Source organism: Leucothrix pacifica (genome assembly GCF_003172875.1).
Taxonomy (GTDB): Bacteria; Pseudomonadota; Gammaproteobacteria; order Thiotrichales; family Thiotrichaceae; genus Leucothrix; species Leucothrix pacifica.
In genome coordinates this window covers 158826-183459 of sequence record NZ_QGKM01000004.1, presented here as the reverse complement: position 1 = coordinate 183459, position 24634 = coordinate 158826, and the positions used below count along the sequence as shown (strand labels likewise).

General features: G+C 47.4%; 23 protein-coding genes and 1 other RNA gene. 14 read left to right on the top strand and 10 right to left on the bottom strand.

The window, feature by feature from the left end; all coding sequences use genetic code 11:
- Entirely contained in the window at positions 1–909 is a 909-nt protein-coding gene (locus tag DKW60_RS02355) for a class I SAM-dependent methyltransferase (protein ID WP_109836058.1), read from the bottom strand.
- A 19-nt stretch (positions 910–928) separates the two neighbouring features.
- The gene (locus DKW60_RS02350; RefSeq protein ID WP_181389553.1) at positions 929–1747 is read right to left on the bottom strand and encodes a DUF4184 family protein; all 819 of its coding nucleotides are present in this window, start codon (positions 1745–1747) and stop codon (positions 929–931) included.
- 68 nt (positions 1748–1815) lie between these two features.
- On the opposite strand from DKW60_RS02350, the gene ffs reads away from it, so the two are divergent.
- The 11 genes from ffs (at position 1816) to DKW60_RS02295 (ending at position 9682) form a co-directional block, all read left to right on the top strand.
- Positions 1816–1912, top strand: an RNA gene (gene ffs / locus DKW60_RS02345) — signal recognition particle sRNA small type.
- 47 nt (positions 1913–1959) lie between these two features.
- On the top strand, positions 1960–4101 hold the full coding sequence (dnaX, locus tag DKW60_RS02340) for a DNA polymerase III subunit gamma/tau (RefSeq protein ID WP_109836056.1): 2142 nt from the start codon (positions 1960–1962) through the stop codon (positions 4099–4101).
- A gap of 61 nt (positions 4102–4162) precedes the next feature.
- Complete coding sequence (locus DKW60_RS02335) at positions 4163–4489, top strand: YbaB/EbfC family nucleoid-associated protein (protein WP_425451282.1); 327 nt, start codon at positions 4163–4165, stop codon at positions 4487–4489.
- A gap of 3 nt (positions 4490–4492) precedes the next feature.
- A complete protein-coding gene (recR, locus tag DKW60_RS02330; RefSeq protein WP_109836054.1) occupies positions 4493–5089 on the top strand; it encodes a recombination mediator RecR in 597 nt (198 codons plus the stop codon).
- Between the two features lie 48 nt (positions 5090–5137).
- A complete protein-coding gene (locus DKW60_RS02325; protein ID WP_109836053.1) occupies positions 5138–5473 on the top strand; it encodes a histidine triad nucleotide-binding protein in 336 nt (111 codons plus the stop codon).
- An 86-nt stretch (positions 5474–5559) separates the two neighbouring features.
- On the top strand, positions 5560–6612 hold the full coding sequence (locus DKW60_RS02320) for a thioredoxin family protein (protein WP_109836052.1): 1053 nt from the start codon (positions 5560–5562) through the stop codon (positions 6610–6612).
- Positions 6613–6693: 81 nt separating this feature from the next.
- Entirely contained in the window at positions 6694–7500 is an 807-nt protein-coding gene (locus DKW60_RS02315) for an ABC transporter ATP-binding protein (protein WP_425451281.1), read from the top strand.
- Positions 7500–8282 carry a lipid asymmetry maintenance ABC transporter permease subunit MlaE gene (gene mlaE, locus DKW60_RS02310; RefSeq protein ID WP_109836074.1) on the top strand — a complete coding sequence of 261 codons (783 nt, stop codon included), beginning with the start codon at positions 7500–7502 and terminating at the stop codon, positions 8280–8282. Before DKW60_RS02315 ends, mlaE begins: the two co-directional genes overlap by 1 nt.
- 1 nt (position 8283) lies before the next feature.
- Positions 8284–8745 carry an outer membrane lipid asymmetry maintenance protein MlaD gene (gene mlaD, locus DKW60_RS02305; RefSeq protein ID WP_109836050.1) on the top strand — a complete coding sequence of 154 codons (462 nt, stop codon included), beginning with the start codon at positions 8284–8286 and terminating at the stop codon, positions 8743–8745.
- Between the two features lie 32 nt (positions 8746–8777).
- Entirely contained in the window at positions 8778–9374 is a 597-nt protein-coding gene (locus DKW60_RS02300; RefSeq protein ID WP_109836049.1) for an MlaC/ttg2D family ABC transporter substrate-binding protein, read from the top strand.
- Positions 9374–9682: an STAS domain-containing protein gene (locus DKW60_RS02295; protein ID WP_109836048.1), complete on the top strand. Its 309-nt coding sequence runs from the start codon at positions 9374–9376 to the stop codon at positions 9680–9682. Before DKW60_RS02300 ends, DKW60_RS02295 begins: the two co-directional genes overlap by 1 nt.
- 53 nt (positions 9683–9735) lie before the next feature.
- On the opposite strand, the gene DKW60_RS02290 is transcribed toward DKW60_RS02295, so the two are convergent.
- On the bottom strand, positions 9736–10254 hold the full coding sequence (locus DKW60_RS02290) for a SixA phosphatase family protein (protein ID WP_109836047.1): 519 nt from the start codon (positions 10252–10254) through the stop codon (positions 9736–9738).
- A gap of 110 nt (positions 10255–10364) precedes the next feature.
- Between DKW60_RS02290 and DKW60_RS02285 the strand changes: the two genes are divergently transcribed.
- Positions 10365–10649 (top strand): HNH endonuclease signature motif containing protein, encoded by a 285-nt coding sequence (locus DKW60_RS02285; RefSeq protein WP_109836046.1) that lies wholly within the window; start codon positions 10365–10367, stop codon positions 10647–10649.
- Positions 10650–10724: 75 nt separating this feature from the next.
- Here the strand turns inward: DKW60_RS02285 and pdxR are convergent, their stop codons facing one another.
- Complete coding sequence (gene pdxR / locus DKW60_RS02280; protein ID WP_109836045.1) at positions 10725–12203, bottom strand: MocR-like pyridoxine biosynthesis transcription factor PdxR; 1479 nt, start codon at positions 12201–12203, stop codon at positions 10725–10727.
- 98 nt (positions 12204–12301) lie between these two features.
- On the opposite strand from pdxR, the gene DKW60_RS02275 reads away from it, so the two are divergent.
- On the top strand, positions 12302–13012 hold the full coding sequence (locus DKW60_RS02275; RefSeq protein WP_109836044.1) for a GNAT family N-acetyltransferase: 711 nt from the start codon (positions 12302–12304) through the stop codon (positions 13010–13012).
- Between the two features lie 25 nt (positions 13013–13037).
- Positions 13038–15083, top strand: a complete 2046-nt coding sequence (locus tag DKW60_RS02270) for a molybdopterin-containing oxidoreductase family protein (RefSeq protein WP_109836043.1) — start codon at positions 13038–13040, stop codon at positions 15081–15083.
- Between the two features lie 8 nt (positions 15084–15091).
- Here the strand turns inward: DKW60_RS02270 and ltaE are convergent, their stop codons facing one another.
- From ltaE to DKW60_RS02245, 6 genes are all read right to left on the bottom strand, one after another.
- Positions 15092–16099, bottom strand: a complete 1008-nt coding sequence (ltaE, locus tag DKW60_RS02265) for a low-specificity L-threonine aldolase (protein ID WP_219988614.1) — start codon at positions 16097–16099, stop codon at positions 15092–15094.
- A 127-nt stretch (positions 16100–16226) separates the two neighbouring features.
- Complete coding sequence (locus DKW60_RS23555) at positions 16227–16397, bottom strand: hypothetical protein (RefSeq protein ID WP_181389552.1); 171 nt, start codon at positions 16395–16397, stop codon at positions 16227–16229.
- A 14-nt stretch (positions 16398–16411) separates the two neighbouring features.
- Positions 16412–18697, bottom strand: a complete 2286-nt coding sequence (locus DKW60_RS02260) for an OmpA family protein (RefSeq protein ID WP_109836041.1) — start codon at positions 18695–18697, stop codon at positions 16412–16414.
- Between the two features lie 52 nt (positions 18698–18749).
- Entirely contained in the window at positions 18750–19541 is a 792-nt protein-coding gene (locus DKW60_RS02255; protein WP_109836040.1) for a DUF533 domain-containing protein, read from the bottom strand.
- A gap of 29 nt (positions 19542–19570) precedes the next feature.
- Positions 19571–22942 (bottom strand): hypothetical protein, encoded by a 3372-nt coding sequence (locus DKW60_RS02250; RefSeq protein ID WP_109836039.1) that lies wholly within the window; start codon positions 22940–22942, stop codon positions 19571–19573.
- 15 nt (positions 22943–22957) lie between these two features.
- Positions 22958–24556 carry a BON domain-containing protein gene (locus DKW60_RS02245; RefSeq protein WP_109836038.1) on the bottom strand — a complete coding sequence of 533 codons (1599 nt, stop codon included), beginning with the start codon at positions 24554–24556 and terminating at the stop codon, positions 22958–22960.
- Positions 24557–24634: the final 78 nt, after the last annotated feature.

Below are 24634 nucleotides of genomic sequence, written 5' to 3'. Positions count from 1 at the left end.
CTAGGCTCGCTTGTAAGCGATAAAAGTAAAAGCACCCGTATTCTTGGTAATTCGCATTTGTTCTGTGGCTTCTTCAAACCGAAGCTTTCCAAGTTTCCACCAAAGTTTGTGGAGCAGTCTGATAGGGGCCGCTAACATCCGTGCCAGAGGAATTGGCATTTTAGGAAATAAGCCCATGTGGAATTGGGCAACCAGACTATTCCATTCATCACTGGCAGAGAGAATCTCTACCGTGAAGCCACCAGCCTGAAGCGCATTAAAAGTACCTAAGTGCGTATGGTGGTAGAAACTATCTTCATGGAATGGTTCTAAAAATGCGACTGTACCAATAAACATTCCATCGGTTTTCAATACTCTGTGAATCTCTTCCATCACCACAAATGGAAAGCGGATATGTTCCAGTACTGCTATTGAGAGTACAAAATCTACGCTGTCATCCTTTAGAGGAATAGCGTGTGCATCACCTAAGATTGGAGCGTTTTGATTGTGATAATCAATCCCTATGTATTCAAATCCTGCATGCTCAGCAACGGCTTTATGCACGGCAGTACCACACCCAATATCCAACATTAAAGCGTTATCATTTTGTGCTTTTGGAAAGTGGCTTAGTAGTGCAGAAGTAAGATGGTTGGGTACTTCGATGTTCTGATAGTCTACTTGCTGATTTGGGTTAGGGGAGAGCGGGCTAGCACAAAGTTGCTGCGAGTCTTCTAAGGAAGACCCCAGCGTCAAATCGTAGCTATATTTCTTAGGCCGGTTTAGGCGCAGATCCAAACTGCCTGAGGGTGAATTGGTATACTGGCAACCGCAACTGCTACAAATAGCTGTCGTGTCTATGTCACGCAGCCCGCCATAACAATATGGGCAGCATAAAGCATTCTTTGTATTTGTAGCCAAGTATTTATTCATAGCAACTCAGTAAGTGTTTTTATGAATATTGTGCTTTTCTACGTCCCGAAAAAAGTAATAACTGATAAAAAGCGCCCAATGCTCCTGATACCACGATAAGCGCAGCACCACCGGCAACAATTCCATATTTAAGTCCGTGCTGTATGTCATGCAAACCAAATAGCACGCCATTTTCAGGTGTGTTTTTATAGATGAAATACATACCTACTGATGATGGGATTAGTATTAATAAGGCAATCACCGAGTAACGCACAGGTGGTAAGGGTAGCCACGTTTTTTCTGAGAGATCTGGTGCTGTTTTAAACCAATGCCAAGTCCACCAAACTATGATCAGGCTGCCAAAAATAGTACCCAGATGTTGGATCACTCTGAACGGCATAATGGGATAGCCATCGATGGAAGCCAGTGGCGTTCGTAATAGCTCGATATATTGTGGAAAGTGTCGCTCATGAGTAAATGCATCAAAGATAATATGTGTGGCAGCACCAATCAGCAGTGACACAATAATCGCGTGTGCATTCGACAGAGGTGGGCATTGGCCTAGCGATAAATGCCGTGGCAGTTTACGCCTGAGTATCTCCGGGAAGGCAGACACAATCACGGGAGCCATCAATAAATGATAGAAATAATAGAATAGCAAGCCCAGTGGCATGCAGACTTTAATCAGTCCCATCAGTGTGTGGCTTTCCAGCCGATAATAGTAGACAAATTCCGGCGGCATCATGTAAACGAAGTCGGGAACAATGGCACCGATAAACAGTGCGGAGAGTGCGCCGTAGTCTCCTAAGTATTTTTTTAATGGGAGAGAGACAACAGGGTGAGCTAAAGTAAAAGGCATAGTATATTTCTTCTTGTTAGTGAGATGATTTTCCCTCATAATCCTCCGTTCTGCAATATGGTGATCTGCATTGGTCTCCTCGCGACGATAAACCGTTAACCCAGCCAGGTCCGGAAGGAAGCAACTGTAGCGGTGATCTCGGGCGCCGAGGGTCGGCTGATGTGGATCGCCACCATTGCATACTCTTCTTAAAGCCATCTGTACATTGCCTAATGAGTTATCAGGTTCTCGCGCGTAAATGGCGTCCACAAAATTTCAAGGAAATGGTTGGTCAACAACACGTACTGCGTGGACTGATTAATGCGCTTGATAATGACCGTCTTCATCATGCTTATTTATTTACCGGAACCCGAGGGGTCGGTAAGACGACGATTGCGCGGATTCTGGCGAAATGCCTGAACTGTGAAACCGGCGTTACCTCAGAGCCTTGCGGTGCTTGTGGGGCGTGTCAGGAAATAGCCGCTGGTCGCTTTATTGATTTGATCGAAGTGGATGCGGCCTCTCGGACTAAAGTCGAAGACACTCGCGAGCTACTGGATAATGTTCAGTACGCACCGACGCATGGTCGTTTTAAAGTTTATCTGATCGATGAAGTGCACATGCTGTCCGGTCACAGCTTTAATGCTTTGCTGAAAACACTGGAAGAGCCACCAGCACACGTCAAATTTCTGTTTGCGACGACTGATCCGCAAAAATTACCGGTCACGATTTTATCCCGCTGCCTACAGTTTAATCTGAAGCGCATGACGGTTGATATGATCGCCGGACACCTCAAACATTTGAGCAGTGAAGAGAGCATTCAGGGTGATGATGCTTCGATTCGTTTACTTGCCCGTGCTGCTGACGGCAGTATGCGTGATGCGCTGAGTTTGATGGATCAGGCGATTGCGTTTGGTAATGGCCATATTGAGCTGAAAGAAGTACAGGACATGTTGGGCAGTATTGCTCATGATCCGTTGATTGCTTTGATTAAGATGGTCGCTGCGGGCGATGGCGCTGGTATTATCCATAAAGTTGAGGATATGGCGGGCGTTACACCGGATTTTGCAGCGGCAACTGATGCGATGATTGCCATGTTGCATCAATTAGCGGTGCTTCAGGTTGTGGCTGGCGCGGATGAAGATGATGATAATCTTCGTGATTTAGCGGGTCAGTTAAGTAAAGAAGATGTTCAGCTTTATTATCAAATCGCAATTACAGGACGGCGGGATTTATCCTTAGCGCCTGATCCGCGTAGTGGGTTTGAAATGTTGCTGCTGCGTATGTTGGCTTTCCGCCCAACGACGGTTGCGCCTGTTGCTGCTTCACCGTCAGATGCTCAGGCTGCGGTATCTGATGCGCCTGCGTCTGATAATGCTGCGGATTTGAAAAAAAAAACCATAGCTAAGGAATCTGAGTCCAGCACATCATTGCCAGCACCAGCACCAGCACCAGCACCAAAGCCAGCTGTGCAGCAGGATGATGAGGCAGCGCCGCCGTGGGATGAGTATGATCAGATGGTCAATCAGCCAGGCACTGCGAAGCCTGAAAATGCTGAGACTGCTAGGGCCGCAGCACAGGAACAGGCTAAGCCGCCTGAGCCACCACCATGGGATGATGAGCCTTCTGCAAAGGTATCCATGAGTCCTGTTGCCAGTAAAGTGAGTGAGCTCTCGCAGCTTGTTGATGCACCGGAAGTGGATGTCAAACTCACTGAGTCAAAACCGGTAGGGTCGGATAAGCCTGTAGTGAGTGATTCAGACTCGTCAACAGATAATGATGCCGACAATCACAATGGTCAGCAAAATGATGCTGAGCAAACACTTGCAGAATCACCTGAAGAAAGCAATGCTGCACCTGCACCTGCACCTGCACCTGCACCTGCACCTGCACCTGCACCTGCACCTGCACCTGCACCTGCAGAAGCACAAGATGCAAAAGAAACCGTTCAAAGCACTCACTCAGCACCAACCACACCAATGCCAGCGACTACTACAGATGAATGGTATGGCATTGTACAATCACTATCATTAAGTGGTTTACCGGCAGAACTTGCGAAAAACTGTATTCTGGCAGAGCAGGATGATCAACGCATAGAATTGCATCTGGAAACCGCCAGTGAAATGCTGATGCGAACCAGTGCTATCGACGAAATTGAAGCGGCGTTAAATGAGTACTTTGGCACGCAACGAAAGCTGGTGGTTGCCGTCAGAGAGTTGAATCAGGAAACACCGGCCCAATATAATGCTCGTTATATCAAAGAACGCCAACGTGCTGCTGAACAAAACATTCAGGAAGATGATTTTATCAAAGCCTTGGCCGAGCGGTTCGATGCAAAAGTTGTACCGGGTTCGGTAGTACCGAAAACAGATTAAGCATATTATTTGAGGCCCTTGGGCTATACTCAATACAGAAAATTTCAGGAGAAAAGACATGATGAAAGGCGGTTTGGGCAACATGATGAAGCAGGCGCAAAAGATGCAGGAAGATATGCAGCGTGCGCAGGCTGAGATTGCTAAATTGGAAGTAAAAGGTGAGTCTGGCGGTGGTTTAGTCGCTGTCACGCTGAATGGTCAGCACGAGTGTAAGCGTGTCAACATTGATCCCTCTCTGATGGAAGATGATGATCAGGAAATGTTGGAAGATCTGATTGCAGCGGCGATCAACGACTCCGTTCAAAAATTGGCAGAAGAGACTAAATCACGTATGTCAGGTGTGACAGCGGGTATGAATCTTCCGGCCGGAATGAAGATGCCATTCTGATTTATGTCAGACTCTTCACTACTCAATGAAATGGTTGATGCATTCAAGTGTTTGCCGGGCGTAGGTGCCCGAACTGCACAGCGAATGAGCTTCCATTTATTGGAGCATGATCGCGAGGCTGGTCTTAGGCTAGCTTCTGCGATACAAGAAGCGATTGAAAAAATCGGCCACTGCGAAAGCTGCCGAACGCTGACAGAGCATGATCTATGTAAGATTTGTAGTAATGCAAATCGGGATGCCAGCAAGCTGTGTATTGTTGAAAACCCTTCTGATGTGATTGCACTTGAGCAGGCCACAGATTATCGCGGCTACTACTTTGTGCTGATGGGGAAGCTATCGCCGCTTGATGGTATCGGCCCTGAACAGTTGGGCCTGGATCTGCTGGAAAAGCGTTTGGAAAGTGGCGAGGTGGCGGAACTCATTCTCGCAACTAACCCTACTATCGAAGGTGAAGTCACCGCGCATTATTTACATGAGTTAGCCGCAAAGCAGGGCGTTCAGGCGACACGTATTGCGCATGGTGTGCCGGTGGGTGGTGAGCTTGATTATGTGGATAGTGGCACGCTATCTCATGCCTTTGATGGTCGTCGCGCCTACTAATGACAGGGTTACTGTACCGACTAAACTTGATAACGACAGGAATTATTCATGTCTGATTGTTTGTTCTGTAAGATTTTAGCAGGCGAGATACCTGCTGATGTGGTTTACGAAAATGAGCACGTATTAGCGTTTAAGGATATTCACCCGAAGACACCATTTCACGTACTGATCATCCCTAAAAAGCATATCGCAACCTTGAACGATTTGGCCCCTGAAGATACCGCATTAGCTGGTGAGATATTTCAGGCAGCCAAGGCCATTGCTGATGAACAAGGTTTTGCCGATGACGGTTATCGTGTGCAAATGAACTGTGGCGAAGGCGGTGGACAAATTATTTTCCACATGCATTTACACCTGATGGCGGGTAAAAAATTCAGCCCCTAAGGTCAAAAGACAGAACGCCTATCCCTCCGCACTACTTGTCCATTTTAGGAAGTGTTGTCTATACTGACGAAAAGGAGGGTTAGATTATGTTTAAATTTATTGATTCTAAACAGCTGCTTTCTGCGCTGATTCTCACTGTTATTTTCTCAGTCACTGCTGTCGCAGACACCATGGTGTCTGAAGCCAAAACACCCGGTAAAGTCATTGGCGCGACCGAGGTAGTCATTCCTGACTGGTTTAAAGATAGCTTTCTCGACTTTCGTGAAGAGGTTGAAGAGGCGGCCGAAGTAAACAAGCATGTGCTGATCTACTTTCATATTTCTGGCTGTCCGTATTGTCAAAAAATGCTGGATGATAATTTCAGAGGAGACTATAACAAGTCTTTGATACAAGCGTCCTTTGACAGTATTGATCTGAACTTACACGGTAGCCGTGAAGTCGCCTTTAATGACGAGACGGAAGTGCCTGAGTCAGATTTAGCCAGAGCCTTAAACGTTCGTTACACGCCAACCATTCTGTTCATGAATGAAAATAATCAAATTGTGCAGCGTTTAAATGGCTACCGTTCGCCACGTGAATTTCGTCAGGTACTCAACTACGTTAAAGATAAAGCTTATTTGAAAGGTGACTTTGCCAGCTATCGTCAGCAGCATTTAACGGATGCGATTTATGAGCTGAAAGATCATCCTGTTTATCAACAAACGGATAACGTGCAGCAGTTGGTTGCTTCAGGCAAACCTGTCGCTATTCTTATTGAAGATAAAAGTTGTGATGACTGTGAGCGTTTTCATAACGAAGTGTTTGATTTGGCGGAGACACAAGCTCTGTTAAAAGACTACACTGTAGTGCGGTTCGACGCTTTGGATGAACGCCCGATTATTGATGATGAAGGAAATCAAACCACAATCAGGCAATGGGTGAACAAGCTCGATATAAGTTACCGGCCCGCGATGTTGTTCTATAACGAAGGCAAGCACCGCGAAACGCTTACTGGTATGTTGAAGTTATTTCACTTTCAGCAGTTGCTGAGCTATGTCTCCGGTAAGCATTATAAAGACTTCAATACGTGGAGCAAATACATGGTGCATCGCTCCGAACAATTAGTTAAATCCGGTCAGAATGTCGATGTATGGAAATAACGATATAAATTGATCGTATAGCTGTTATTATTATTCATAAGAATGTGAATCATTAATGATAAAATAATAGCGGGTTAGATTGTGACACAAGCCTATATCGAGATTAAAGATCTGACGTTTGCCCGTGGCCAGCGGCAGATCTTTGATGGCATCAATTTAGAGATTCCACAAGGCGCAATCACCGCGGTTATGGGGCCAAGCGGCTGTGGCAAGACGACTTTATTGCGTCATATTGGTGGGCAACTGCAAGCGGATAGTGGTTCAGTGAGTGTAGCAGGTGTTCAGATGAATGGCCTGAGTCGCTCTGAACTGTTTGCACTACGTAAGCAAATGGGGATGTTGTTTCAGTCCGGTGCGCTGCTGACCGATCTCAATGTCTTTGAGAATGTTGCCTTTCCGGTGCGCGAGCATTATCAGTTCGATGAATCCATGGTTCGCGATATTGTGCTGATGAAGCTGGAAATTGTTGGGCTACGCGGAGCGGCTCAGTTAATGCCTTCTGAATTATCCGGCGGCATGGCCAGACGAGTGGCATTAGCGCGAGCCATTGTGCTTGATCCTGCTTTGATGATGTATGACGAACCCTTTACCGGTTTAGACCCTATTACCCTCGGCAATATTGTCACTCTTATTCGTTCCCTGAGTAAATCGCTGGGCATAACCAGCATTCTGGTTTCGCATGATATTAATGAGAGCCTGTCTATCGCCGACTATCTTTGCGTACTAGCTGAAGGCAAGGTGGTCGCACAGGGCCCTGTTGAAGTAGTTAAAGCAACCGCCAGTCCGTGGCTAAAGCAATTCTTAACTGGCTCCACCGAAGGCCCCGTGGATTTTCATTACCCCGCCACAAGCCGCGCCAATGACTTTCATCTGGAAGCAAAGTCATGATGCGAAATCTATTTGAACGCACCGGAGAAAAAACGCTTGGCTTTTTACAGCGTCTTGGTCGGGCAAGTATCTTCTTGTTTCATGTGTTAAAAGGCTTTCCGATTGTACTCACACGCCCGAAGTTACTGCTGGATTCCTTATATTCAGTCGGCGTGTTATCACTGCTGATCATCGTGTTCTCGGCATTATTCGTCGGAATGGTGATCAGTCTATTGGGGTATGTCACTTTGGTAGACTTTGGCGCGGAGCAGTCATTAGGGGTATTGGTGGCTTTGTCGATCCTTCGTGAATTAGCTCCTGTCCTGACTGCCTTGTTGTACTCAGGAAGGGCAGGCTCTGCCTTAACTGCTGAGATTGGCCTGATGAAAGCCACTGAGCAGCTAGCCAGTATAGAAATGATGGCGATCGACCCGATCCGCCGCGTGATCACACCACGATTTGTCGCCGGAATTATTGCTGTGCCATTACTGACGTTGATGTTTATGGTGGTGGGGATTTACAGTGGCTATCTGATCGGTCATGGCTGGCTAGGCGTTGATGAGGGTTCCTTTTGGGCGCAGATGCAAAGCAAGGTGCAGTGGAATTACGACATTCTTAATGGCTTACTGAAAGGGTTTATTTTTGGCATCGCTGTCAACTGGATTGCGCTGTTTGAAGGTTATGATGCCGTGCCCACTTCCGAAGGTGTGGCCAGAGCAACCACCCGTTCTGTTGTCTATTCCGCGCTGATCGTTCTGGCGCTAGACTTTATTTTAACCAGCATAATGTTTGTAGAGGTCTGAAATGAGACAAACGAAAAATCTTGAATTAATGGTTGGCGTGTTTGTTTTCTTAGGGCTGGCGAGTCTGGTCCTGCTGGCTTTCAATATTAGTAACCTTGGGAACAGTTTCAGCTCCCCCTCGGTGTACAGCGTCAAAGCGCATTTTGATAATGTGGGTGGCCTGAGAACGCGCGCTAAAGTAACGATGTCAGGTGTTAATGTGGGGCGCGTCGTCTCCGTAGCTTACGACCAGAAGATATCGCGCGCGCTTGTCACGATGGAAATTCAATCAGACTACCCGTTAACAACAGATACTCAGGCGAGTATTTATACCGCAGGCTTATTAGGCGAACAATATATATCTTTGGAACCTGGTGCTGAAGATGAGGTCTTAAGGGATGGAGATTCAATATATTTGTCGCAATCTGCATTGGTATTAGAAGAAATCGTCGGCAAAGTATTGGTAAATCTCACGACGAAATAGTCAACCTAATCATCTTTTGAGGGAGGGAATGTATGAAACGTTTGTATAGCGGTTTTCTGGTGTTGGTATTGGGTGTGTTAATGAGTCCGGCCTTTGCAAATGCGCAGGCGGAGAACTTAGTAACCTCGGTGAATAGCCGAATCTTTTCAATTCTGCAGCATCGTCATGCTGAGCTTAAAGCAAATCCCGATTTAATCAGTTCGTTTGTCGAGCAGGAGATTATTCCTTTTGTTGACTTTAACGGGATGACTAAGTTGACACTCGGTAAGCACTGGAAAACGGCTACAGAAGACCAAAGAGCTCGTTTTGGTCAGGCTTATCAGCAAATGCTGACACGCAGTTATGCCAATACAATGCTCGCGTTTGCTGGTGCGACAATTAGCGTAATACGCTCCGTACCAAGTTCCAGAAATGGTTACTTATCCGTTGAAACACGGGTCCAGCCTGTGGCTGCCGAAGCGAAGAATGCGAAGTTTGACTTACGATTGATTAATAACGAGTGGAAGGCTTACAACGTCTCTGTTGATGGCGTGGATTTGATTACGAATTTTCGCACCAACTTTACCCGTGAAATTAGTGCCAGTGGTTTAGAAGCATTAATTAGTCGTCTGGAGCGAGAAGTCGCTTAATGTCAGCGTTTACTATCACAGCGTCACAAACTGATCCGGGGTTATACCAGCTCTCGGGTCAGCTTGGTTATGACAATGCCAAAGCAGTTGCGTTAGAAGGTGAGAAGCTGATGGCTACATCGCAACAAGCCATTACTCTAGACTTCGCCGCTGTCGAGCGGGTTGATACCGCGGGTATCGCTGTGATTCTGTCATGGACGCGACTTGCACAAGAAAAACAGCAATCATTCGCCATTCGGGGGTTACCAGCGCAAGCGTTGGCTTTGATTGAGAACAGTGGGCTCAGTCGTTTATTGCCAGTTACCTAATTTCTTCTTCGTATCACTACAGACCGGTTGGTTAATATCTTAAATCAATTCGATTACTGATCTTCGCGCTTAGGGGCATCGGCACTAAGCAATTCTGCGCATTCTGCTTCCAACTCACTCCATTGATTAATATCCAGTCTTAGTTGAATCAACGAGCAAGTAGGTAAGGGCGCAACTTTCTGTCTACTTAGCGTATTCACCAGATGTGAAAATCCCGGATTGTGTCCTACCAGCATAACGGACTCTAAATCATCGTCCAGTTCCTGAATCAGATACATTAAAGTCTGAATATTTGCCTCATAAATTCTTTTATCTGAACCTATTTTCGACTTATCGCTACCTAGAGCCACTGCCATTGTTTTGGCAGTACTAAAGGCACGATTTGCAGGACTAGAAATAATGACCTGTGGTCGGGGTTCCTTCGAGGCTAATATTGCGGCTATCTGAGAGGCTTGTTGAATACCGCGTTTGTTCAACGGTCGCTCAAAATCACTCATGCTATGGTCAGCCCAGCTGGATTTTGCATGCCGTAATAGATATAATAATTTAAAGTTTGATTTGTTTGTGCTCATAAGTGAATTGATGTTGCGCAATGGGTTTGACTTTTATGGTGAAAACAATAATACACCATACATAAAAAAGTCTGCGAGGGAATGTCACTAACTAATGATAGGAACAAGGCATGCAGACAACACAAGAGCAGAAGCGTTTGCTTAACTGTACAAAACCGAATGAAATTACCGGCTGTCTGGTCTGGACACGTCAAACTTCAATCGATGGTTATGGAAGAACGATGGTGAAAGAACCTAACGGAGAAGCTCATCTGGAATCAGCACACAAAGCCAGCTACATGGCGTTCTATGGTGATATTCCTCCTGGTAAAGTTGTACGCCAAGGTTGTGGTAACTCACTTTGTATTAACCCGGAGCATCTTGAGCTAGTGGTCGCCGCTAAACAGCGAGCCTAAGCACATTAGTGCTAACTTAGTTAGAGTCTGATTTGTAATGTAGAGCATTGCAGTCAGACCTGGCTAATCAATCGCTCACGGTCTGATGCACTCAGCGATTATCGACACACCTCGTTTTATTGCCGACTCGTCGTGAGCGGCAAACCCAATAATCAAGCCATGTTGTTTTTTATCACCTGAGTAGTAAGCACTGAGGGGTAGAACACCGATACCGATTGCGTTTGCTTTGAGACATACCTCCTTATCGGAAACAGTTTGGTCAGCGAATAAAAACACCGAGTGCATTCCTCCATCGCTTTCTACACGTTTCAATATATCGCCACACTGTCTTTCTATTTCTACTCTGAGAATCTCGCGTCTTTGTTGATATAGCTTACGCGCGCGCCTGACGTGACTGGTGAAATCACCTGCAGCCATAAACTCCGCCAGAGCCAATTGAGGAAGCTGTGACAAGCCACCATCAATAAATCGTTTGAGTTGGTAAAACGGTTTGAGCAAGGCTTCAGGAACCACTAGATAACCGAGCCTGATTGATGGATGCAATATGCGACTGAAAGTACCGGCATAAATCACACAAGACTCACCACCAAGCCCCTGTAATGATGTGATTGGCGGGCCGTCAAAACGAAACTCACTGTCATAGTCGTCCTCAATAATCCAACTGCCAGTTTGTTTGGCCCAGTCGAGGATGGCAAGGCGACGTGCTAAGCTCAGAGTGTATCCCATAGGATAGTTACGTGTCGGGGTCAGAGTCGCAACGCGGGCATGTGGAGCTTTTGCCAATCCAGTGTCAAGCCGGAAACCTTGCTGGTCTGTCTCCACCGGAATTTTGATTCCACCCAGAGTATCTATAGCGCCATCAATTCCCTGATAACCGGGATCTTCAACTAGCACCGGATCACCGGGGTTTAGTAATATTTGAAACGACAGATACATTGCCTGTTGAGAACCTGAGCACACGATGATTTGTTCGGTATCACAATGTACCCCTCGTGCCACTTGCAGGTAGTTGGCAATTTGAGCACGCAAACGGGTATTTCCCATGACAGAGTCTCCCTGCGCATACTTCATTTGACGTGATGCGTGGGTAACATGGCGTTGCCATTGTCGCCATGGAAAGCTTTCCAGACATCCCTTGCCATGTGATAGCAGATTTGATTCTAAGGAGGCGTTGGGAGAGTGGTAAGCGTCCTCAAGCCGTTTTGCCAGTATTGATACTTCAGTCGGGTTGACAGTCACTGCCTGCTGTTTGGTTTGAGTGCCAGAGGTGGATGCCTGATCTGGTAATCGCTTTGATACAAAGCTACCCGAGCCGTGTTCTGTGTCGATATAGCCTTCCGCTAATAACATCTCATAGGCTGATTTAACGGTATTACGGGATATACCCAGTGATAGACCCAAAGGACGTGTAGCCGGTAATTTGGCTCCCGGTATCAGCTTTCCCTGCACGATGGCTTGTTGGAAGGCACGAAACAGGGCGACATACTGCGGTAAGCTTTTATCCTCATTCAGAAAAGGCAAAAATAATTCAGAGGGGAAGTTGGAGTCTGCCAAAAGTGGGTCCTAAAACTGTTTAATAATGGATCTCGCATGCAGTCCATTTAGCCACTAATCTAAGTTCAAAGCAATCAGGTATGATTTAGAGGTATGCGATGAGCGAACAGCACAATGAATTGGGACAGCCTATTGGTGAAGCACTGCCAGATTGGAAGGCGTGTGACTATCCGTCAAAGCCATTGCTGCAGGGTCGGTTCTGTCAGCTGGAGCGGTTGGATGTAGAGACGCATGCTCAGGGTTTGTACAACTCCTTTGCGAAAGATAGCAGTCAGCGTAACTGGACTTATCTGCCATATGGTCCATTTGATGATTTCGATAGCTTTAAACAGTGGTTAGCAGTATCTGCAAGCCGCCAAGACCCGTTATTTTATGCTGTAATCAATCAGCAAACTGGTGTTGCGGTTGGTTTGGCGAGTTATCTGCGTATCGAGCCATCAGTTGGGTCTATCGAAGTGGGTCATATTCATTTTTCACCCCTAATGCAGCGCACCCCGATGGCAACCGAAGCAATGTATCTGATGATGCAGTATGTGTTTGATGAGTTGGGGTATCGTCGTTACGAGTGGAAATGTGATGCCTTAAACGAGCCGTCCAAACATGCTGCAAAGCGACTAGGCTTTCAGTTTGAAGGGGTGTTTCGGCAGTGTACTATCTATAAGCAACGAAACCGGGATACCGCGTGGTTAGCGATCATTGATAGTGACTGGCCGTCGCTTAAACACGCATTCGAAACTTGGCTGTCAGCCGATAATTTCGATGCACAGGGCCAACAAATTCAATCTTTAAATACAGGCACGAGAGCCTGAACATGACTGCCAGAGGATATAAAAAATGAGTGTGACAACTGAAGTTCGCCCGGCTGTATGCCCGTTGGATTGTCCGGACACCTGCAGTCTGTCGGTGACTGTACAGGATGAAAAGATCATCTCAATACGTGGCTCTAAAGCTAACCCATATACCGACAATGCGATTTGCGGCAAGGTGGCAAAATTCTATCCTGACTTTGTCTATGGTGAGAAGCGTCTCAAGCATCCTATGCAACGCATCGGGCCACGTGGTTCTGGTCAGTACCGTCATATCAGTTGGGAGAAAGCACTGGATCTGGTTTACGAAGGTTTTAGCAAGGCGATAGAGCAATATGGTCCGCAATCAACATTGGGATTTAACTACGCAGGCCCACATGGTGAATTGGACGGAGCGTCTTTGGATCTCATGTTCTTTAATCGTCTGGGAGCGACGCAACTGGATCGTGGGCCTTTATGTGGGGGTGTTCGTGGTGCTGCCTATACCAGTTTATTTGGTAGTGCACCGGGTATGCCGCCGGAGCAAGCGCTGGAATCAGACCTGATCTTCGTCTGGGGTAATAATGCCACAGTATCGAATCTGCATTTTTCACGGGTGGTTAGTAAAGCCCAGAAAAAGGGCTGTAAGCTGGTAGTAATTGACCCTAAGCGAATCGCAATTGCTGAGCGGGCAGACCTCTATCTACAAATTAAACCAGGAACGGACGTCGTGCTGGCGATGGCAATGGCTGCGGAAATTGAACGTCGTGGTGGATTGAATCAGGCATTTATCGATCAGTGGGTAGAGGGAGTAGAGACTTATCTTGAGCAAGCGCGTGAATACTCCCGTGATGATGTGGAGCAGATATGTGGTCTTACACTTGGGCAATTTGACCGGCTTGTTGATATGTATCTTGAGGCGCAATGTGTTGCTTTGTCACTCGGTAATGGCATTGAGCGTGGTCGTAATGGTGGCTCAGGTCTGAGAGCTTCCATGGCCTTGCAAGCGCTAACCGGCCAATTCGGTAAAATCGGCGCGGGTGTGATTGCGAAGCCCGGACTGGCCTTTCCAAAGAGCAGTGAGCGCATTACCCGACCGGATTTATTGCCGGATGACACGCGCACCATCAATATTGTTGATGTGAGTAAAGTGATGCTGGATGAGACTCAGGAGACACCGATTCGCGCAGTGATGATTTACAACCATAACCCGATCGCTACACACCCTGACCAGCAGCGTATGCACCGTGCGCTATCACAAGAATCCGTGTTTATTGTGGGTTGCGATGTGGTGATGACCGACAGCATGCAGTACGCCGATGTGATTCTGCCTGCAGCCAGTGTGTTTGAAATTGAGGATATCTATGGCTCTTATGGACACAGTTATCTGCAACGCGCTGAGGCGGTGATTCCCTTGGTGGGTGAAGCTTTGCCAAATACAGAAATCTTCCGGCGCTTGGCAGAGCGATTTGGTTTTGAGGATGAAGAATTTACACTGACTGATAAGCAATTAATGGATCTGGCATTTCAGGACAATGATCCGAGGCTGTCTAACTATAAGCCGAGCGAGCTACCATTGGATGAAGCCTTGCTAATGAATACAGAGCAGGGCGAGCCCACGATTATGTGTGAAACGGTAATGCCCGATACGGCATCCGGCAAGATTCAGCTGTTTGATGCGGACTATCTGGAGAGTGGTTATGCTGTGCCACATTATGTCTCAACGGATGCTACTGAAGCTTATCCATTAATGATTATCTCACCATCCTCTGATGACCGCACTAATGCCACGTTTGGTGGTAGTGACGCCTCATTACAAAGTCAGGTGCTTGAGATTCATCCGAATGATGCCGCTTCAGCGGGTTTGGTCAGTGGTGATGAGGTGCGGGTCTGGAATGAATTAGGGGAGGTTTATTTTACTGCTGAGGTGACGGATCGTGTGAAAGCAGGTGTGTTATACACGCCTAAAGGTGCGTGGTTGGCCAGTAGTCGCAGTGGCTTGACGGTGAATGCTCTGATGTCAGCGGATGCGAGAACGGATATTCGGGATGGAGCTTGTTATAACGATACCTTTGTGGCGGTGGCTAAGGTTTAAAACGCTATCTATTCGTAGAAATCATTAACAGCCGAAATAGTTTTATCCACCATTTCAGCGGTAATATCCAGATGAAGCACCAAGCGCTGACGGCTGATAATAATGTCCCGGGTTTTAAGAAATGCTGCCAACTCCGTCAGTTCCTCATCATCCGGCTGTATAAACACCATATTGCTTTGCACACGCTCAAGGTCAACATTCAGTGACGGAATTTTGGCGAATGCTGTGGCTAGTTTTTTAGCGTTTTGATGGTCATCGGCCAAGCGTTCGACGTGATGCTTAAGTGCGTGTAATCCCGCCGCTGCCAACATGCCACTTTGGCGCATACCACCACCGAGCATTTTACGTTGGCGTCTGGCGTACCGAATAAAATCATGATCACCCACCAGAACGGAACCAGCAGGTGTTCCTAATCCCTTTGACAGGCAGATCGACACTGAGTCAAAACCATTTGCCAGTTCTGCAGGTGCTATACCGGAGGCAATGGACGCATTGAATATTCTTGCACCATCCAGATGAGTATTCAGCCCATGCTGTTTAGCCAGCGTGGTAATCTCACGAATGGATTCCTGAGGCTGTACACAACCTGAAACAGTATTTTCCAGACTGACTAATTTGCTGATAGGGAAGTGTGAATCATCTTCCTTAATCGCAGATTCCACCTGTGCAGCGTTTATTGCACCGTAGGCGGTACTGCTCAACGGGTGCAGTGAGATGCCACCCAGAACGGATGCACCGCGCGCCTCATAACTAAAGACGTGGTATTCCTCAGCGGTGATGACTTCTTCGCCGCGTTGGCAATGTGCCAGCATCGCAATAAAGTTGCTCTGCGTGCCGCTTGGCAGTAATAATCCGGCTTGCTTTCCAAAGCGTTCAGCAACGGTTTCTTCCAGTAAGTTTGCGGTCGGATCCTCACCAAATACATCATCACCTAACGGTGCATTGAGCATAGCTTGTTTCATTTCCGGAGTAGGTTGTGTGACGGTGTCACTGCGAAAGTCGACGATTTTTTGCATGAGAGTGGCCATCAAAAAGAATGCTTGTCAGTGTGCAAGCAGAGTCTTGTCGGGTCAAGGTCTTGAGACTATTTCAGGCAAAAGAAAAGGCCACTAAAAAGTGACCTCTTCACATCGCTCAATTGAGCTACTTCTGCACGACTTTACGGCTGATTTCATTGCCGTTGTGGTCTTTGTGGATTTCAATATGCTCTGCATCATTGCGGCATGACATATTGCGGAAGATCCAACCCATTACCAGGCCAAAAATAAATGCTAGTAGTAGCCAAATCCAAGTCTGGAAAAATAAATAACCCATGATGTATACCTTGTTTATTGAATTGTGAATTGAATGCGACGGTTTTGTCTTCTGCCCGCCGATGTATTGTTGTCGGCGATAGGATTTGCTTCTCCATAGCCTTTACTAACTAGAACAGATGCACGAACGCCTTTCTCTAGCATATAGTCACGTACTGATTTTGCGCGACTATCACTAAGCGCCAGATTCATCTCATCAGAACCACGACTGTCAGTGTGACCTGAGATTTCAATCTTTTGAGCATTCGCTAAAATAATGTCACCACAACGACGAACAGTCGTAGCGATCGTGTCTAATAAAGGATAGCTCTTGCTGTCGATATCGGAACTCGAAGTAGCAAATAAGATCGCGTTACCCGTCATTGAATCATTGATATCACGTTGACAGTTCTGAACGTCCTCAATTCGCTGTAACCGTGCCGCTTCAGCTTGTTCAGCCAAACGCTGCTCTTCAATAAGTCGAGCTTCTTCAGCAAGGCGTGCAGCCTCAGCTTCTTCAGCTTCCTCAGCTAAACGCTTCTCTTCAGCAATACGAGCCGCTTCAGCTTCCTCAGCCAGACGCTTTTCTTCAGCAATACGAGCCGCTTCAGCTTCCTCAGCTAAACGCTTTTCTTCAGCAATTCGAGCTGCTTCAGCTTCCTCAGCTAAACGTTTCTCTTCAGCAATTCGAGCTGCTTCGGCTTCCTCAGCCAGACGCTTTTCTTCGGCAATTCGAGCTGCTTCTGCTTCCTCAGCTAAACGTTTTTCCTCAGCAATTCGAGCTGCTTCGGCTTCCTCAGCCAGACGCTTTTCTTCAGCAATTCGAGCTGCTTCAGCTTCTTCAGCCAGGCGCTTTTCTTCAGCAAGGCGTGCTGCTTCAGCTTCCTCAGCTAAACGCTTTTCCTCAGTAAGGCGTGCTGCTTCCGCTTCTTCGGCCAGACGCTTTTCTTCAGCAATTCGAGCTGCTTCGGCTTCCTCAGCCAGACGCTTTTCTTCGGCAATTCGAGCTGCTTCTGCTTCCTCAGCTAAACGTTTTTCCTCAGCAATTCGAGCTGCTTCAGCTAAACGTTTCTCTTCAGCCAGACGCGCTGCTTCGGCTTCCTCAGCCAGACGCTTTTCTTCAGCAATTCGAGCTGCTTCAGCTTCTTCAGCCAGGCGCTTTTCTTCAGCAAGGCGTGCTGCTTCAGCTTCCTCAGCTAAACGCTTTTCCTCAGCAAGGCGTGCTGCTTCAGCTTCCTCAGCTAAACGCTTTTCCTCAGCAAGGCGTGCTGCTTCCGCTTCTTCGGCTAAACGCTTTTCTTCAGCAATTCGAGCCGCTTCAGCTTCCTCAGCCAGACGCTTTTCTTCAGCAAGACGCGCCGCTTCAGCTTCCTCAGCCAAACGCTTTTCTTCAGCAACTCGAGCAGCTTCAGCTTCCTCAGCTAAACGCTTTTCTTCAGCAATTCGAGCTGCTTCTGCTTCTTCAGCCAGACGCGCCGCTTCGGCTTCCTCGGCTAAACGCTTCTCTTCAGCAAGGCGAGCTGCTTCGGCTTCCTCAGCCAAACGCTTTTCCTCAGCAATACGGGCTTCCTCTGCTAAACGTGCAGCCTCAGCCTCTTCAGCTTTGCGGGCAATCTCTGCAAGTTCCTCAGGGGTAGGGCCAAGCGGAACAACTTGAGTGTTTTCCTCAAACGCATCACCTAGCTTGTCGCCAGCAATCTTCAGGAATGATTGTTTCTCTTCGTCAGTATGAAAAGTTCCATTCAGCTCAGAGCTATTATCACTCACATTAAGTACGGCATCTTTCATGCCAGTAATTGTTGGTAGCACAGCTAGTGATGACGCTAACCATGCAGGTGATGAAACATCATCACTGAGCTTCATACGGTTCACAACATTTTCAGCACCAAAGTTGTCTGATGCCGCTCTGACCGCTTGATCAATCAGATCCTGACTTGGGAAACTACCAGTTAAGATCGTTTTACCATCATCGTTCTTCAAGCCAAACGTTGGCGAATCATATTGCTTAAGTGTCATGTCGTGTGTCACGACTCTTGCACCGTAAACATCGGCTGCTGTTTGAATAGCATCATCGCGTGCTGATTCGCTAGGTGCGATACCACTTAATACAGTATCACGGCCGCGCTTATCTAAAGAGGCTGAAGCCCAGTCATAGCCTTTTTCAGTGAGTGCAGCGTTAGTACGTGCTTGTAAGTCTTGTTCAATGGGGGCACACCTTGACACGAGGAGCAAGGCGTAAAGGGCTAGCAGCCCTAAACCCGACCATAACCACCAGCTTTTTCTGCTCATCCCCGAGCCGGTGGCACAAAGTTTATTATTCATAAATAGTAGCCTATAGATTGTTTATATAACGATGTTATTAAAAGACGACGCATTAATCGTATAGCTTCTGTGCGCCAAGTTTTTCATGAATCTGATTGCATAAGTCATGTGACAGATTCATACCCTGTGATAATTGATGCAGGTACTGCGCTTCGTGATTAGTATCCAGATCAATCGCCATTAAAGACATGATGTAAATTTGCTGTTCAAAGCCTTGTGGAATGGTGCGAATAAAACCATCAACATCTAAAGGCTCTGCTAGTTCGCGACGAACAAAGTCAGCTTCTTCCTGACTTATATCGCCCAGACGTCCCAGAATTTTTTGCTGCTCTTCAGCATCAACTCGCCCATCAGCCTTCGCCGCATTAATCATTGCACGAATCAGCAGTGTTGCCTGATCCATTGCGCCATGTTGGCCCGCATCATTACGCAAGTGATCATAGTTTTGCTGTTGCGCATTATTGGCAGCGCCACCTTGACTTTGGGTGAACTGTGTTACGGCTGAGCCAAGTAAGTCAGCTAAACTGCCGCCTGATTGACTACCATGTTGTTGGTTATTTCCACCGAACAAACCACCCAATAAATCAGCAGCTCCCGGACTAGCCTGACGTTGAGCATTTCCTCCCATCAGGCCACCCAATAAACCACCTAATCCACCGCTGGATTGTTGTTGTGCTCCGCCGCCAAGTAACCCACCTAGCAGACCACCTAAGCCACCACTTTGTTGCTGGGAGCCACCGCCTAAGGCGGCTCCCAAGACATTACCAAGCACACTGCTGCCAGAACCTTGTGATAAAGCGCCACTGCCTAACAGGCTACCTAGTATTTTGATGGTATCAACCATTTTGAACTCCAGTTTTTAATAGTATGTTGTTATTTATAAGGTGTTTCGCCGCTGTCAAAGCGATCCGAATATTCTGTGCGCTTTCCTTCAGCCAGTAATTTTGCCTGACCTACCCAGTCTTCTGACTCAATGCGTCCTTCAGGGAAGGAAACAAAGTCATTCAACCAGACCACATTGTCAGCACTTAACGCTGCAATTTGGTCATAATGATAGATGCCTAGCTTGTGCAGGCGTTTCTCCAGCACTTTACCAATACCCTTGATGCGCTTGAGATCCTCAGCACCACCTACACCAGGCTCACTCAGAAGTGTTGGCTTCATGTCGTCGGAAATGGCTGCCGTGGTATCACCAACCAAAATTTTGGCTTGGCCAATCCAGTCTTCACGATGGATGCGACCCGGGAATGCCATATGGTTATCAACCCAGCGCGTATTTTCGTCAGTAAAGTCGGCGATTTGCTGATAGAAATAAACACCTTCCTCATTGAGTGATTCTTCAATCACAGGACCTATGCCGTTAATGACCTTCAGGTCATCTGCCTTCTGATTAGGCTTCAGACGTTGGCGGGTAGGGCGCATGTCATCGGTGATGTCATCTGCTGTTGAATCGGTGTCTACAACAACGGTTGCATGCCCACGGTATTCACGACCATCCAGGATGCTCTTTGCCTGACCAATCCAGTCTTCACGATGGATACGACCGGGGAATGAAATATGCTTATCCACCCACATGGTGTTTTGAGGCGTGAAGTCTGCGATCTGCTGGAAGTGATAAATTCCTTCACTATTCAATGCCTTTTCAATAACAGGTCCTATGCCTTTAATGCGTTTGAGATCATCTGCACTGCCACCGGTTGGTGCCGCGAGCTTCTCCGGACGCATATCATCAGTAATTACCACTGACTCAGGATCATAAGCAAAACCTTGATAAGTATCACCAGTTGCTAAGGACTTCGCCTGACCAATCCAGTCATCGCGGTCGACGCGACCCGGAATAGAGATATTCTTATCAACCCAACGAACATTGTCAGGGGTGAAGTCAGCAATTTGCTGGAAGTGATAAATTCCCTCGCCATTTAATGTTTTTTCTATGACCGGACCGATACCACGAATTTCTTTCAAATCATCTGCTTTGCCGCCTTTGGGTTTAGCCAGTTTGGCAGGACGCATCGCATCTGTAACGTCATCCTGGTAGTGATTACCGCTAGCCGCTGAGGCATCAACACTTTTAGAAGCAACAGAAGTATCAGCTGTACCTGCTGTCTCTGGAGGCGTTGATGAATTGGCTGACTGAGCGCTGTCATCGTCCTCTAACTCAGTAGCCATCATGGATGCATGACCTTTATATTCGCTACCATCAATCAAACACTTGGCCTGGCCAATCCAGTCTTCGCGGTGAATTCTGCCCGGGAATGAAATGTGTTGGTCGACCCACATTGCATTTTGTGGGGTGAAATCAGCTATCTGCTGGAAGTGATAGATCCCTTCGTCATTCAGCGTTGTTTCAATTACCGGGCCAATACCTTTGATGCGCTTTAGATCATCTGCAGCACCCTCTTTGGGTGAGGTGATTTTTTCAGGGCGCATGTCATCGGTGACAACCACTGAGTCTGGATCATAGGCAAATCCTTGATAGGTTTGACCTGTTGATAGTGCCTTGGCTTGTCCAATCCAATCATCGCGGTCTACACGGCCCGGGATTGAGATGTTCTTATCAACCCAGCGAACATTGTCCGGTGTGAAGTCTGCGATTTGCTGGAAGTGATAGACACCTTCCGTGTTCAATGTTTTTTCAATGACCGGACCGATACCACGAATTTCCTTCAGGTCATCTGCTTTGCCACCGTGAGGTGAGTCGAGACGAGCAGGGCGCATATCATCATTCACATCCGCATAGGCATCGAGGTTGGCAGTGTCTGATTTAGCGGCAGATGCTGTGCCTGCTGCGGCTAGTGATGCAATTCCTGCAGCTGCTGCTATTGCACCAGTATTACTGGATTTAGCACTCGCTTCTTCCGCTTCCTTACGCTCCGCTGCGGCATTTGCTTCTGCTCGTCGAGCAGCTTCGGCTTCATCAGCTTTACGTTTTTCCTCAGCCAACCGAGCTTTTTCGGCTTCTTCATCGGCAAGACGTTTCTCTTCAGCGATGCGCTTTTCTGTCGCTAATCTTTCAGCCTCAGCTTTTTCATCAGCAATGCGCTTCTCTTCAGCAACGCGCTCAGCTTCGGCTTTCTCTGCAGCGCGTTCAGCTTCGGCTTTCTCTGCAGCAAGGCGAGCTGCTTCAGCTTTATCGGCTTTACGCTTTTCTTCCGCTAGTCGCTCAGCCTCAGCTTTTTCCTCAGCAATGCGCTTCTCTTCTGCAACACGCTCAGCTTCGGCTTTCTCTGCAGCGAGTCGTTCAGCCTCAGCTTTTTCATCAGCTATGCGTTTCTCTTCAGCAATACGCTCGGCTTCAGCAGCCTTTGCGGCTCTTGCTTCTTGCTCATCAGCGAGTCGTTGTTTTTCAATCAGCTGTAAACGATCAGCTTCGATTTCATCCGCAACACGCTTTTCTTCAGCTAATCGAGCCGCTTCTTCAGCATCACGTTGCTTTTGTTCTTCAATCAGGCGAAGTCTGTCAGCCTCTATTTCTGCCTTTTCCTTTTCATCGGCTAGTCTTTTTGCCTCAGCCAAACGATCTGCCTCGGCTTTCTCAGCAGCCAGACGGTCCGCTTCCTTTTTAGCAGCTGCTTGTTGTTCAGCAAGACGCGCTTTTTCAAGAGCCTCTTGTTTAACGGCTTCTTCGGCGGCTTTCTTTTTAGCAGCAGCCTGCTCTTCAGCAAGACGTGCCTTCTCAAGTGCCTGTTGTTTAGCCGCCTCATCTGCAGCTTTTTTCTCAGCAGCAAGACGCGCGGCTTCTGCTTGTTCAGCAGCATGTCGTGAAGACTGTTCTTTATGTAAAGCAGCTGCATCACGCTGAGCTTGTTCCGCTTGAGCAAGTTGTGCTTCTTTGCGCGCCTTTGCTGCTCTCTTGGCCTCAATCTCGGCCTTAGCAGCAGCTTCTTTGTCGTCAGCACTTTTGGTAGCAGCATAGGCTGCCGCTGCTGCTGCCGCTAATCCAGCGCCTGCAGCCACGGATTTGTTTCCGGAGGCGTCACTACTCGCAGTACCTTGTCCACCGTCAGCAACTTGAGCAGACGCACCGGCGTGAAGGCCTTGCTGCTGATTAGCTGCACTGCCTTTTAGGGCACTGCCAGCACTATCTTGTACTGAAGGACGGTTAACAAAACTGTGGTCACCTGCATTCGTTGTGCGGTTACCACCTTGTTTGCAGAAAAAAGGACGAACTAACCAACCGATCAGAAGACCCAGTAAGAATGCAGCCAATAGCCAGAGAAAAACTTGAAAGATTAATGTACTCATGAATATTGCTCCAATTTATTCTGTAATTGTGAAGTGAAGTTGTGATTCACCAATGCTATCGGTCGCTGTGTTTTCGCGGGGGCGAAGTAATCCGGGGTGTATTCCATTGATATTTTCTAAGTATGAAATGATAGCTTTAGCACGAGCATAGCCCATAGCGGGAGATTGAGGGCTGGTTTCATCTTTACCCGCTTGAGAAACCACGTCGATATACTGATGATTTCTGTGCAACAGGTCACTGCATGAATTCACATGAAGCGTGATTATTCCCAATACACCGTAACCTGAACCGAGTATCATCCCACTGTCATTCGCAAATACAGGTGGGTTAGTATTGATCAGCTCATTTAACTTTAGCTGGCAGTAGACCAACATTTGACGATTGTGTTCTGCCAAGCGCTTAGCTTGAGCGATGCGGGCTTCTTCAGCTTCTTTAGCGAGTCTGGCGGCTTCTGCTGCCTCTGCGATGCGCTTTTCTTCTGCGAGTCTGGCTGCTTCAGCTTCAGCAGCAATGCGTTTCTCTTCGGCAATGCGGGCTGCTTCAGCTTCAGCAGCAATGCGTTTCTCTTCGGCAATGCGGGCTGCTTCAGCCTCAGCTGCCAAGCGTTTTTCTTCGGCAATACGTGCGGCTTCTGCTTCCGCAGCTAAACGCTTTTCTTCGGCAATACGTGCGGCTTCTGCTTCCGCAGCTAAACGCTTTTCTTCGGCAATACGAGCGGCTTCAGCTTCTGCAGCTAAACGTTTTTCTTCAGCAATACGAGCGGCTTCTGCTTCCGCAGCTAAACGCTTTTCTTCGGCAATACGAGCGGCTTCAGCTTCTGCAGCTAAACGTTTTTCTTCGGCAATACGAGCCGCTTCCGCTTCTGCAGCCAAACGCTGTTCTTCAGCAACACGCGCAGCTTCTATAGCAGCCAGCTCTTCTGCAGTAGGGCCTACCTGTACGACTTTAATAGATTCACTAAATTGGTCACCAAAACTTGCTTTGGCTTGTTGAACTAGCTGTGCTTTTGCTTCTTCCGAGCCAACTGTGCCGCTGATATTGACATGTGAATCAGTAGCATCCATTGCCAGGTTTTCAGCACCATATAGTGCGGCCATTAAACTTGCAGCACCTGCTAACCAAGCAGGTTTCTTAGCCATTTCATTAATGCTTAGTTCGTTGACTACATTAGCTTCACCATATAGCGACTGGGCTTTGTTGACAGCTAAATCAATACTGGCTTGGTCTGGCAGAGAGCCGGAGAGGGTGACTTTATCGGTGGAGTGGTTGATTTTGAAAACTGAGGAAACGTATTCTTTAACGGTAATATCATGGTCTACAGTACGAACCCCGTAAACGCCTTGGGTCAGATTGATTGCCTGATTCTTAGCATCTTCACTGGGCGCAACACCGGTCAGAAGCAAGTCTCTGCCACGACCATCTAATTCTGTTTTTGCCCAGCTCATTCCTTGGTCGTTGAGGATTGACTGGCTTCGTTGTTGCAAATCGTTTTCAATTGGATTGCATCGTGTGAGCATTGTCAGTGCCAATAATCCAAGAAACCCTGGGATTGCCCAAAGCTTCCAGCGTTTTTTGGACATGTCTGACCCGATACGACATAAGTCTTTGATCATGATTAGTTTCCGCCTGATGTGGTAAGAGTAAGTCCCGATATTAACGGGATCGCTGTTCTTATTTATTGGTGTGTAGAA